Origin of the sequence: Brevibacillus brevis, from assembly GCF_031583145.1 — a bacterium.
In the GTDB taxonomy this organism is placed as follows: domain Bacteria; phylum Bacillota; class Bacilli; order Brevibacillales; family Brevibacillaceae; genus Brevibacillus; species Brevibacillus brevis_E.
This window is the reverse complement of the sequence record NZ_CP134050.1, coordinates 2,328,394-2,340,949: the sequence shown is the minus strand read 5'-3', so window position 1 is coordinate 2,340,949 and position 12,556 is coordinate 2,328,394. Positions and strand designations below refer to the sequence as shown.

Annotated in this window: 9 protein-coding genes; 2 read left to right on the top strand and 7 right to left on the bottom strand. The window is 55.3% G+C overall.

What is annotated here, in order from left to right; all coding sequences use genetic code 11:
- The first annotated feature begins 66 nt into the window (after window positions 1-66).
- Window positions 67-1,464: a S8 family peptidase gene (locus RGB73_RS11635; protein WP_310772066.1), complete on the top strand. Its 1,398-nt coding sequence runs from the start codon at window positions 67-69 to the stop codon at window positions 1,462-1,464.
- Window positions 1,465-1,528: 64 nt separating this feature from the next.
- Here the strand turns inward: RGB73_RS11635 and RGB73_RS11630 are convergent, their stop codons facing one another.
- The 7 genes from RGB73_RS11630 to RGB73_RS11600 form a co-directional block, all read right to left on the bottom strand.
- Window positions 1,529-2,041 carry a DUF3907 family protein gene (locus RGB73_RS11630; protein WP_310772064.1) on the bottom strand — a complete coding sequence of 171 codons (513 nt, stop codon included), beginning with the start codon at window positions 2,039-2,041 and terminating at the stop codon, window positions 1,529-1,531.
- 95 nt (window positions 2,042-2,136) lie between these two features.
- Window positions 2,137-3,312, bottom strand: a complete 1,176-nt coding sequence (locus RGB73_RS11625) for an ABC transporter permease (protein WP_310772061.1) — start codon at window positions 3,310-3,312, stop codon at window positions 2,137-2,139.
- Entirely contained in the window at window positions 3,305-4,495 is a 1,191-nt protein-coding gene (locus RGB73_RS11620; RefSeq protein WP_310772058.1) for an HlyD family secretion protein, read from the bottom strand. The genes RGB73_RS11625 and RGB73_RS11620 overlap by 8 nt, the downstream gene beginning before the upstream one ends.
- A gap of 40 nt (window positions 4,496-4,535) precedes the next feature.
- Window positions 4,536-5,120 carry a TetR/AcrR family transcriptional regulator gene (locus RGB73_RS11615; protein WP_310772054.1) on the bottom strand — a complete coding sequence of 195 codons (585 nt, stop codon included), beginning with the start codon at window positions 5,118-5,120 and terminating at the stop codon, window positions 4,536-4,538.
- A 145-nt stretch (window positions 5,121-5,265) separates the two neighbouring features.
- Window positions 5,266-8,466 (bottom strand): AfsR/SARP family transcriptional regulator, encoded by a 3,201-nt coding sequence (locus RGB73_RS11610; RefSeq protein ID WP_310772051.1) that lies wholly within the window; start codon window positions 8,464-8,466, stop codon window positions 5,266-5,268.
- Window positions 8,467-8,588: 122 nt separating this feature from the next.
- Window positions 8,589-9,212, bottom strand: coding sequence for a YhcN/YlaJ family sporulation lipoprotein (locus RGB73_RS11605; protein ID WP_310772048.1), 624 nt, complete (start codon window positions 9,210-9,212; stop codon window positions 8,589-8,591).
- Window positions 9,213-9,282: 70 nt separating this feature from the next.
- Window positions 9,283-10,059 carry a copper amine oxidase N-terminal domain-containing protein gene (locus RGB73_RS11600; RefSeq protein ID WP_310772045.1) on the bottom strand — a complete coding sequence of 259 codons (777 nt, stop codon included), beginning with the start codon at window positions 10,057-10,059 and terminating at the stop codon, window positions 9,283-9,285.
- Between the two features lie 269 nt (window positions 10,060-10,328).
- Here RGB73_RS11600 and RGB73_RS11595 point away from each other — a divergent pair, with 269 nt between their 5' ends.
- Window positions 10,329-12,503 (top strand): exo-beta-N-acetylmuramidase NamZ domain-containing protein, encoded by a 2,175-nt coding sequence (locus RGB73_RS11595; RefSeq protein ID WP_310772041.1) that lies wholly within the window; start codon window positions 10,329-10,331, stop codon window positions 12,501-12,503.
- The last annotated feature ends 53 nt before the right edge of the window (window positions 12,504-12,556 follow it).

The window sequence follows — 12,556 nt, the reverse complement described above, 5'->3', positions numbered from 1 at the left end:
TTTCCCTTCATAATCACTCTCTCGATGTGCAGGCTATATCCATAAGCACATGAGGGAGTGATTTTTTTGCGAGTGGCCCCGATTGTCATTGCGGTAGTTTTAGTCGGGCTGGTCGCCATTCCGTATGGCATCCGCCAACATGCCCAGCAAGAGATGCGTGAGCCTCATCCCAGGGTCACCTCCGTAGCATCGAAAATTCCCCGCATCAACTACATTGAGCAAGTAAAAGACATACGCCGCGGCCTGGAAAACAGCAGCCACGTGCAGACGCTCCATCACAATCCACGGGATCGGAGCCATTATGTCGAACACGAGGTCGTGGTCCGCTTCCACCCCAGACCTGACCAAAAGACGATCGACAAGCTGGTATCCTCACTCGATGCCAAGGTCAAGCGGGATTTTGACAAGTTCCTCATCATCAAGTCGCGCAGCATGACGACGCAAGAAATGATAAAAAAGGTGGCGGAGCATCCCGATTCGGTCTATGCCGAGCCGAATTTTTTGCTGCTGCCCAACCGGAAACCAAACGATCCGTATTACAGCGAATACCAGTGGAACCTTCCGCTGATCGGCATGGAGCAAAGCTGGAATATAAGTGAAGGCAGCAGCGATGTCATCGTCGCAGTGGTAGACACCGGCGTCGACATGAATCATCCGGAATTCAAAGGAAAGCTCGTGGAAGGCTACAATGTGCTGAAGGACAACAACCATCCGATGGATGACAACGGACACGGCACTCACGTCTCCGGAATCATCGCAGCCAAAACGAACAACAAGGACGGCATCGCCGGCATGACCTGGAAAAGCAAGCTCATGCCTGTCAAGGCGATTGGAGCGGATGGATCGGGATCGGCCGTCGACATCGCTCAAGGAATTTACTGGGCGACGGATCACGGAGCCGATGTCATCAACCTGAGTGTCGGCAACTACACTTCGTCGGCTGCCCTCAAGGAGGCCTGCCGATACGCTTTTGATCACAACGTTGTTCTGGTGGCCGCCTCTGGAAACGACGCGTCGGACCAGCCGAGCTATCCGGCTGCCTACGATGAAGTACTTTCCGTCGCCGCTGTTGACCACCTCAAGGAGCGCGCCGACTTTTCCAACTACGGCGACTATGTGGATGTCGCCGCACCGGGCGTCGACATTCCCAGCACGTACATTTACAGCGACTACGCTTCCCTCTCGGGGACTTCCATGGCTTGTCCGCACGTAACCGCGCTGGCGGCCCTGGTCCGGTCGGTGCATCTCGGGATGAAAAACAGCGACGTGATGGATGTCATCCGCAACTCTGCGCTTGATCTCGGTCCCCCTGGCCCCGACAAGCTGTATGGCCACGGGATGATCGACGTAAACCAGACGCTGAAACAGCTTCAGGCCGAGACGGCGAAGACCCCGGAGCCGCCCCGAACGATCGGCGGACTCTTGAACAAATTTTTCCTCCGACTGCGCCTCGGCTTCCAATAAAAAGCTTTCCACGAAGCCTCTTGGCTTGGGTCCAACCGGATAAAGAAAAAACAAGCACGGGCAGTTACGCCTGTGCTTGTTCGGTTTGCATTCGTTTTTTCGTAATATAATCCGTTTCGTAATATTGCAGGTCGTCACGCATTTGTTCAAAGACCTTTGACAAGGTAAGCGTCAGCTGCTGCAGTTCAGGAGTGACCTGCTTGCGGAAAACAATCGCATTCTGGCCGGTATAGGCATAGCGGCCGTCTTCGTCATAAACCTCGCCCTTGGGGTAGTAAAAGTTGTTGATACAGGTATGGTAAACCTGATACAACACTTCTTCGGCAAACTCCTCGTTAAATCGTGCTCGGCGAAGGGAAACTCCCAGCCGTTCGTACGCATTTTCGCAGTAGACAAGTAAATGGCGCAGGTCAGAAAGGTAGCTCCGATAGTAAGATTCATACTCTTCCGGATCACCGGACTGAGCAACGAGACCGGACAAGGTCACCTGGTTCAAGTAGCGTTCCACTTCCATGCTTACCCTTTTCAACTTGGTATACGTCTCTTCGCACAATTGTTTCAGATGAGTCGCTGACATAATGTCCCCCTTGCGCCTAGAATCTGCCTTTTTAAAGTAAAGTATAAAGGAAAGATTCTTTATTGCACAAGCGTTTCTTTTCTCCCAATCTCTCCCTAAACGGCCGCCGATTCACTGGTGGCTGCCGCCTTTTTCCTGGTCTGCAGGAGGTAAAAGACATAGGCCGCAAACAGGCCGAGCACCGTCATCAGGCACAGTACGAGCAGATCGGAGCTGACTGCCGGAAGGCCGTGTCCTTTGTTCAAAATCTCTCTCGTCCCATGCAGAAAATAGGTCAACGGCAAAGATTTTCCGATGGCGGCAACGACAGTCGGCATGGACATGAACGGCCATGTGAAGCCCGACAGCATAAAGGACGGAACGGCGATGAGCATCGCTGTCTGTGTCGCCTGCAGCTGGTCTTTGGAGAAGAACGAGATTGCGTACCCGATGGCCAAAACGGCCAGGTTGAAAGCGCTGGCGACGAGCATCAGGTGGACCGTACTGCCGTAATACGGGATTCCGAACACTTTTAAAAGAAGCGTAAACCCGAGGAACATGTTGAGTGTCCCCGCCAAAAAGTAGGGCAGCATTTTGCTTGCGGTAATTGCCCAGAAGCTGTTGTTCGCCAGCGTCTGACCCCAGGTCCCCTCCTCTTTTTGCTGGGTCACCGAGATGGCGATCCCGAGGAACAGGACTTGCTGCAGAACCGTTCCCGCCAGGCCGAATACCATGAACGACATATAGCTGAACGTCGGATTGTACAAAACGCGGTAGCGGTAGTCAATGCCGGTATACAGATTTTTCCCCGCTTCGCCCCAGTCTCCGTTAGCCTCCAGCTTCTTGAGCGTCGCCCCTGCCGATACCGTCTTGACGACCGTGCTCGCAGACCGTACCGCCGTATTGGAGATCATCATGTTACTGCCGTCGATGACGGTGAGGACTTCCGCCTCCCGTCCAGCCTTGACGTTCTTTTCGAGGTCCGGCGGGATGATCAAGGCGATGTTCGCTTCACCTTGGTCGATCAGCTTCATCGCCTCGTCCTCCGTCCCTACGATGGTGTTGATCCGAAACGTCTGATCGACCTCGAAGGCTCGGTACAGCTCACGGCTGAGCTCCGACTGGTCAGCGTCCACCATGACTGTAGGGATGTGCATCACTTTTTTCTCGCCGTACAAAAATCCGAACAAGGTCAAATACATCAGCGGCACGATAAAGACGATCGAACGAATTGTTTTATTGGTAAAAAGTTTTTGCCATTCCGTCCAGAAGAGGCGGGGGAAATTATGCACCGCTATCAGCCCCTTCGACGTTCCACTCCACTGTCAGACCCGGACGCAATTCCGGATCCGATACGACCATTTTCACCTGGAAGGAGCGGATGTCGCGGTCGCCCAATTCCTGTGTCGCTTTTTTCACGGCAAAATCCGCTGCTGGAGCGACGGTCACCACTTTGGCTGCCACTTCGCGTTTCAAGGCCGGCACGTACAGATTGACCGTATCCCCTGTTTTGACGGCCGACAAGGCGTACTCATTCACGTAAAACTTCACGAAGTTATCCGCTTTGGACTGGATTGTCAGTACGGTAAAGCCTTGGGAGACCAGCTCGCCTTTTTGGACGGCAATCGACTTCACGATCCCGTCTACTGGAGCAGTCAGTTTCGTGTTGTTCAGGTACGCTTCGATTTCTGCCAGAGCCCCTTTGGCTTGCTGAACGCCGGCTTCCGCGGATTTTACGTCCAGCTCTTTCAGGCCTACCTGCCCCCTGGCCGCAACCGCCTGATTGTAGGCTGCCTTGGCCTGGTCGAGCTGTGCTTGGGCCGCGTCCACTTGTTCCTGTCTCGCTCCGGACTGCGCCATTTTGAGCTGCTCCGCCGCTGCCTTGTTTTCCGCGGAGGCCTGGTCGTACTGCATTTGGGCTTCTTCCACTTTCACTTGTGGAACTGCCCCCTCAGCCAACAGTTTTTTCATCCGTTCGAGGTTGGTTGATGCGATCTGCTTGGCTGTCTCGGTCGCCTGCACCTTTGCTTTCAGCTGGGAAATCTCCTCCGCTCGCGCTCCGTTTTTGTTTGCGTTCAGCTGAGCCTGCGCCGAATTGACGACAGCCTTGGCTTGATCGATCTGCGCATCACTGGAGCTGTCCGTGATGGAAACCCCTTTCTTTGCCTGCTCCAGCTTCACTTGCGCCAGATGATAGGCTGCCTCCGCTTGCTCTTTCTTGGCCAGCAGCTCCTCGCTGTTCAGTGTGGCAACGACCTGCCCGGCCTTTACCTCGTCCCCTTCGGCGAGTGAGAGCTGTTCGATGGAGCCTCCCATCTTGAACGACAGATCCACTTCCGTTCCTTCGATCACGCCTGTGACCTTATCGGCGCGTTGGCCGGAGACATTCCCCACTCCCGGTCCGAACAACACCGTCCCCAGTACCGCAATGCCGGCCACAAAACCGGCCACCCCGATCCATGCACGTTTTTTCATTCTGTTTCCCCTCTTTTGCCGTTGTGGTGAAGTTTGTCGATTACTTGCAGTCCTTTTGCAAAATACCCGCCAGCATGTGGCGAAGCGTCTGTCTTCCCGCCTCGCTTTGCAGCGGCTCTTTGCGGAATTGCTTGCGCAGCACGGTAAATCCGATCATGCCGAACAGGGCCGAAGCAAGCGTTCGAATTTCGGCATCAGCGCGGATGTAGCCCTGCTGCTGCAAATCGGTCATGTAGTTTTCCATCGTCGTAAAGTAATCGGTCAGCAGCTTGCCGACCATCTGGTCCCGCTGTTCGTCACCGGTGAAAAAGCTCAGCAGCAGGAAGCAGAGCTCCTGGTTCTCGGAAAAGAAGCGAAGATGCTCATCCAACACACTCATCATGCGGTCCTCCAAGGACAATTCGTCCTTCTGCATGACGCTGTCCACATGGTAAATCAGCATCTTCACGCCTTTTTCAATCACGTACAAAAACAGCTCTTCTTTCGTGGAAAAATGATAGTAAAGCGTGCCCTTGGCCACCTGTGCCACTTCCGCAATCGTATCCATCGAAGTTTCGCTGAATCCGTATTGGGAAAAAGCGGTCAACGCTCCCTGCGCAATCTGATCCTTTTTTGAAGCTGACATCACTCCCATCCTCCTCGCCGTTTTTTGAACTGACTGGTCAGTACAAACGATAGTCTAAAGCTCCTTCCTAGTTTTGTCAAGACGCTCTCTCCTTATTTGCGCGAGCCTTTTTTTGTGCATGAAAAAAGACCGCAGATCAGCGGTCTCATGGCATCATGATTTTTTGATAGGTCTCCTGCGTGGCCGGCATCGGGGCTACCCCCAGCTGTTCGTGCAGCTTGGCCACACACTTTTCGTACCAGCGGATCGCTTGAGCCCGGTTGTTGAGCCGGTAGTAAGCGGTCATCAACAGCCGGTACGCTTCTTCCCAGCAGTCGTCCACCCGGAGCATCGCCTCGCACCAGCGGATAGCTCCCTCCAGCCGATTCTCCTCGAGCCTGAGCTTGGCCAACCGCTCCGCTCCCCGCAGGAACAACACCTGCAGCCGTTCGCGCTCTTCCACGCACCAATCGTCGTAGCGACATTCCGGCAAGTATTCGCCCTGGTAGTAGCCAAGCCCTTTTTCCAGCAGTATTGCCGCCTGTGTCGGTTCTTCCTCCGCCATCCCGAGCGTGACCAGCCGTTCGAATTCTTCTGCATCGATATGGTACCCGGATGCCAGATTAAAGCCGTACGAGCTGCCGTGCCTTTGGATGAAAAACGTTTCGGCCCTCGCCGCCCGATCGGGTTCCAGCGCCTTGTTCAACGCGTTCAGCGCTACTTTGAAGTCGCGAACCGCCGACTCTTCATCACTGTCTGCCCACAGGCGCGTCATGATTTCCTCGCGCGTCAGCAAATGCTGCCGTTTGGTCAACAGCAACTGGAAAAGCAGCTTGGCCGTTCCTCGCTGCCATGCCTTTTCGCTCAGCTCGCGCTCTCCCAGCCAGACACGGAATTGCCCGAACGTCTGGATACGCAACGTATAACCGGGATGAAACGTGACATTTTGCAGTCCCAAGTCCGTCAAGAGCTGTGACACATAGTCCGGATAGACGTGCCTTCGCTCCGCCTCGATCAGTACAGGCATCAGCTGCTGGACATCGCGGGGCGTCAGAAGTGTCGGGCGGCGCAGCAGGAAGTGGTACTCGCCCGACTGCATGAGCGAAAGAGCCTGCGTCATGGCGGGAACAAACAGGTCCCACTGCTTGCTTCGGTACGCCAAAAAACTGAGCCACAGCTGGCAGGTCACTACGCCATAGCTGTCTCCGCAGCGGCTGAGCCGCTCCGCGCAATCCTGAAACACCTCTTGTGCCTCCCTTTCTTTTCCGTAGGCGGCATAGGCTACGCCGATGGCCATGCGCACGAGGCTGTTGAGCCAGTCATCGCGCATCGCTTCCGTCTCCTGCTTTCCCCACTCCCCGTAGTGAAGCGCCAAATCCAAAGCCTTTTCCCTGCCGTGCAGCAGCGTCAGACCCAGCAGTGTCTCCGATTTCCCTCGCGTTGACTGGAGCTCTTCCATCATGCGCAGCCCTTTTTCGTACAAGAGGCGAATTTCATCCGCGGGAAGCTGCTGACCGATCAGAGCGGCGTGAGCAAGCCGGACATAGCCGTTCGCTTCCACAAAAGGAGAACCGGCTGCCCGCCCCAGCTCGATCGCTGTTTCGGCCGCTTGCCAGCCGCGCTCCCACTCCCCGTTCAGTGCGTACACGAACGACAGCAGAAGCGACGTTTCCCGGTACGACCTCGTCAATTTCGGATGCTTGGTTCGCTCCGCAAGCGACTTGTTTTCCAACAGCTGGATCGAGGATTGCAGGCGTCCCGTCCGGAACAACAGCCGGGACTCCAGCTCCACCTCGGTCATCTGCTCGAGCTCCTGGCTGCGCCTGTACCATTCGGCGGCCTGCTTGGCATCCCCTCGATTGGTGTAAATCTCCGCGAGCAGCCGGTATAGCCGTGGGGCCATCTCCTGTCCTTGCTCAGCCGGAGGGAGCAGCTCAATCGCCTGCTTCAGCAAGGTCTCGGCCCGCACCCCTTGGACACTGTCGAGGTGAACTCGCGCCATTCCTTCCAGGCCGCAGCATTGACCGATCAGGTCGTGTGCTTGCTCGCACCGTTCCAAAAAGTGCTGATAGGAGCTGAACGCCTTGAAGTAATGGCAGCGATACCGCTCGACCTCGGCCTGGTAAAACCACAGCCAGTGCTTCTTTTCCTTGATCGCGTCAGGCAAGAGCGTGATCCAGCGGTACAAGACGTCGAGCTTGCCGTCCGTCAGCAATTGCTGCCCCGCTTGGCAGAGCCATTCCCCCAGCTCCTCCCACTTCTCGGCAAAATGAAGATGCTCAAACGCCTTCTCTTCGTCCCCTTTTTTCCAGTACCAGGCAGCTGCAGCTTCATTCACTTGCAGGTATAGAGCGCTTTCCGTCGTCAGCTTGCTTGCGAGCAACCGATGGAACAAAGGATGGAACGAATAGCTCCCGCCGGAATCGACCAAGAGAAACAGATCGCTTTCATAGGCCTGTTTCAGGAAAGCCGCTCCTTCTTCTCCAAGGACCTGGCGGCAGTCCTCCAGTGTGAACCGTTCGAGCACCGCCCCCTTCATCAAAAATGTCCGGAGCCGCTCACTCAATCGGACCCACACTTCGGCCTCCAGCAAATGCAGAAGCCGGGATACATCGCGAAGACTGTCGGATACAGTAGCGCCGCCAGCCATTTTCTCGCCGAAAAACCGCAATGCCAACACCCAGCCGCGAGAAACCTGCTCTACGCGATTCCACTCTTCCTCTGTGAGCGAGACATCGTATTCGTCCTGATAAAAGGCCTCGCTCTCCTCGCGGGAAAACGTCAAATCATCGGTTGCAATATCGAGGCACTCTCCCCGCGCCCTCCACATTTCCAGTTCGGGCCAAGCCGGGCGGGAGCGGGACAGCACGATCAGCTTGAGATGATGGGGCAATTGCCCAGCCAGCTTTCGGACGAACTGATCGACGCGGCTGTCCCCCACGATGTGATGATAGTCGTCCAGGACGAGCAGATGATCTTGGTGGGGCTGTAGGGCAAGCCACTCCCGTACAAACAGCTCTGCCATGCCGAGCGGTTCCAGTTCCTCGCCGTTCGCTGACTCGATCCGGCCTGCGATCGTCTGCCCAAAATCGGGATACGCTTGCCGCAAACTTTCCACCAAGCCGTACAAAAAGACGGAGAGCTGCCCATCCTCCTCCGTCAGGAAGTACCACGATACCTGGAGCTTTGCATCATCCACATGCGTGGCCACGGCCATCGTCTTCCCGTAGCCGATTGCAGCATGGACCAGACAGAGTGGCACGTGATGGAGAAATCGAAGCTTTTTGGCCAGTGCCGGGCGTCTCAGGACGTAGGGCTTCGGTCTGGGCGGCGTAATTTTGGTGATCGAAACCTGCGGTGTCTTCATGAATTGCACTCCTCGCCGTTCTCCTTCTCTCCCGGATTCATTTCCCCATTCATGCCCGCATTTCCTGCTTCGCCGGGGCAAACGCCAAAAAGCCCACCCGGGGGCAGCCAGGTGGCGCTTTGTTAGTCGACCAGATTGTAGCCTTTGTTCGTATAACCGATGTCGTTGATCAATACCTGGAACTCCTCTTCGCTTACCGGCTCACCGCGCAAGATCCGTTCGTGCAGATCCGCGACACGGTCGTAAACAGCCCGGTTGGTGGAAACATACATCAGGTTGTAGCGCGATTCCGTTTGCAGCCGGACTCTCATCCGGTCCACAACGCGCTTCTGGAGCGAGTCCGTATGGCCATTGTCGACCCGGACAATTTTTCCAGGCGTATGGGGAATGGATGGGGTTGGATTGACTTCATCCGGCTTTGGCGTATGCGTAGGCAGTACCCCGACCAGCAGCGTGTCTTTGTAGGCAAGCACTTTGATATCGACAACGCCAGGGATGTTCTCCGCATGTCTCTCCAGACGGGACACCAGATGCGGCTCGCGCTGATGGACCATTTTCTGGCTGATCATCGCCGCAGGCCCCTTGTCCATCCCCGCGTTGTCATTGCGGTAGTTGATACCATATGACTCGTATTTGGCCTGGTTGCCGTGCAAATCCTCGGAGCCTTGCTCTTTGTTTGGTGAACAGCCTGCAAACAGGCCTGCGAGCATCATCGTAGCGAATACCCCTGCTTGAATTCGTTTCAACCAAAAACACCTCCTTGCACATAGTGTGGTGTGCAGGAGGTGTTCTTACTCCGGTAATGAAAGCCTATCCTTACGAATTACTTATAAACTCGCCTTCGAATGTATCTACCTTGCCGTCTTTTTCCGCTTTCAGCGTAAATGTGCGGATGCCGTCATACGTGTCTTTGTTGAACTCGAAAGTCCCGTCTGCGTTCACGTCGACTTCGAAGGTGTTGTCTTCGAGTGTAACGGCAACGTCGCTGCCAGGTTCTACCTTACCACTCACCCGATAAAGACCAATTGTGGCGATGGTGAATGTCTTGCCTTTAATCGAATCCCGGTCGATTAATGTGGTCGTGTTCCCATTGTTTTGGGTTTGCGTGGCATTGCCCTTCGGCTGCTCCGTTGTGGCGGAAGGCTGGGTAACCGACTGCCCGTCCGAAATTTTAACGGTTTGCGTGGCTTGGTCCCAGTTTACGCCGTAGCTCAACGCTTCTGCGATGAAACGAACGGGCACCATCGTGCGTTGGTTGATGATTTGCGCAGGAACGTCCAGATTGATGGTTTGTCCATTTTTCTTGGCGATTTTTTGCGTGACGACAAGACGGACATTGTTCGTTCCTTTGTTGATCGTCACCGTTCGTGTTTGTTCGTTCCAATCGACATCAAAACCAAGGCTTTCCGCGATCGGACGGATAGGCACCAGAGTACGGCTGTCACGGATTACTGGTTTTTGATCCGGGAATGCAATCGCCTTTTGATTGTATTCGACCTTAATAGTAGCCGGGGCGGAAGCGGCGGAAGCAGAAAAAGCCGCTACGGGTACAAGCGCGACCGCGAGCACAAACGAGGCCAATTTTTTTAGCATGTAGTCCACTCCATTTCAAAAAAGATTCGCATGGTTTTAAATCTACTATAAGATGTAGCTCGAGGCAAGGTTAGTGTTCCTGTAGGATTTCCTGCAGGCGATAAGCATTTCGCCCCAGAAAATCGCCCTCGTTTTTCCTGGAACCGAAGCTTGTCCCCGTCCTTTCGACCCAATTTCAAATTGTTACAAAAATGCAACCATCTTGCTTCAAAAAACCGTTACAATAGACATGCAACGACGAAATTTTCATGTTGAAAGAGGCAATGCCGATGAAAAGAATCATTCCTTTCCTCATCCTCGCACTCATCTTATGTATGGTCCCACCGGGCGGTAGCTCAGCCAACACGGCTGCCATTCAATTGGGAAGCGATGTACTGTTCGATCAATTTCATTCGTGGATCGAGGGCAAGAAAGTGGGGCTCCTCACCAATCAGACGGGGGGAAACAGCCGGGGCGTAAGCACGATCGACCTGTTGCGTCGCGATCGCCAGGTGACCCTGGTCTCCTTGATCACCCCGGAAAACGGGTTGGATGGCAAGGCGGGCGTAGCGCAGCCAGCCGGTTCCTACGTACATCCGGTGTATGGCATCCCCGTGTACGGCCTGAGTGAAGCAAATCGGGTGCCCGCAGCGGAACTGTATGCAGGGATGGATGTGCTTCTCGTCGACCTGCAAGATACCGGTTTTCGCATGAATCCGTACATAACGGCTTTGCGCGACTGCATGGAAGCAGCCAAGAAACAAGGGAAGCCCGTCATCGTCCTCGATCGCCCCAACCCCCTTGGCGGAAAGATCGTCGATGGACCTCTTCTCGAGCCGCCGTACCTCTCCTATATCGGGGCGGATACCTTGCCAATGGCCCACGGCTTGACGATCGGCGAGCTCGCCCTGTTCTTCAACCGGGAGATCGGAGTGGACCTGACCGTCATTCCCATGAAAGGGTATACGCGCAGCATGCTCTATCCGGAAACGGGGCTCCCGTGGGTGCAAAGCGCTCCCGAGCTCCCTACGCTGCACACTGTCGTGAGCTATTTGGCCACAGGCATCGGAGAAGGAACGGAGCTGCAGCAGCGAGACGACTATGCGTGGGTAGGCCTAGAGGGACTGGATGCTGTCCGTTTTGCGGACCTGCTTAATTCCAGCCTGCTGCCCGGGGTCGTTTTCTTGCCGGAGATGAAAGGGACGGCAGGCGGGGTTCGCTTGCAAATCAACGACCCGCGTGTTTTCAACCCGGCCAAGACGGGTATGTATGTGCTCGCATACGCCCACCAGCTCAGCCATTTCCCCGTGCCCAAAAGCGTGGATGGACAGATCACCCTGTTTGACAAGCGCATGGGCACCCATGCTATCGGGCAAAGTCTTGAACAAGAGAAAAGCCCGCAGGAAATCGAGGCGTCCTACGCTCCGCAGCTGGCTCGTTTTGCCGAACTGCGAAAATCATTTTTCATTTACGGTGAGGAGCCCTACCAGCCCGTTCTACCGATTCACAGCAAGCCGGCCGGCGGGCAAGATCAGCAGCCAGCTGGCGCCCAGCAGGGAGGAACCAAGCCAGGCGCAACCGGGCAGCCTGCCACGTCCCCTGCTTTACCCAAGCCAGGAACAGGACAGCAGCCAGCTACTCAACCAACCGCCAAGCCAGGCGGGACGACACAGCAGCCTTCAACAAAACCGACTGCCAAGCCAGGCGCCACTGGGCAGAAGCCAGCTACGCCGACGCCAAAGCCTGGAACATCAGGCGGGACAACACAGCAGCCGACCGTCAAGCCGCCGGCGCCTTCCAAGCCCGCAACAGACAAAGTCGCCTATCTGACATTTGACGACGGCCCTTCCGTAGTCACGCCGCAAGTGCTCGATACATTGAAAAAGTATGGAATCAAGGCAACGTTCTTCATTGTCGGCCGCAGCGTGCCGGGACATGAGGCCATCCTCAAGCGAGCGTATGCGGAAGGCCACACGATTGGCGGCCATACGTACTCGCACGACTACAAAATTGTGTACAAGAGCAAGGAAGCATTCTTCGCAGACCTGGAAAAAGGCAACCAGCTGATTGAAAAGGCAATCGGGGTCAAGCCTGTCGTGTTCCGCTATCCTGGCGGCAGCACGAACACCGTCAGCCACAAATACCAGGATCCAAAGCTGTACAATCTGGAGCATCCCGTCATGAGCGCGATCAAGGCGGAGGCGAATGAACGCGGGTACATCTTTATCGACTGGAACGTGACCAACGGCGATGCCCGAAGCAACCGTTACACTGCGCAGGGCGCGCTCGCCAACATCAAGCAGCAGGTGAAAAACCAGAAGGAAATCGTCATCCTGATGCACGACTCCAGCACGAAGTCACCGACAGCCCAAGCGCTCCCGGAGGTCATTTCGTTCTTGAAGGCGAAGGGATACCGCTTTGAAGCGATCAAACCGGATCATCCGACCGTTTCCACAGTGAAATAACTATACAGAAAAGCCCGCCAGCGGTTTGGGATACCGCTTGGCGGGCTCTTCTA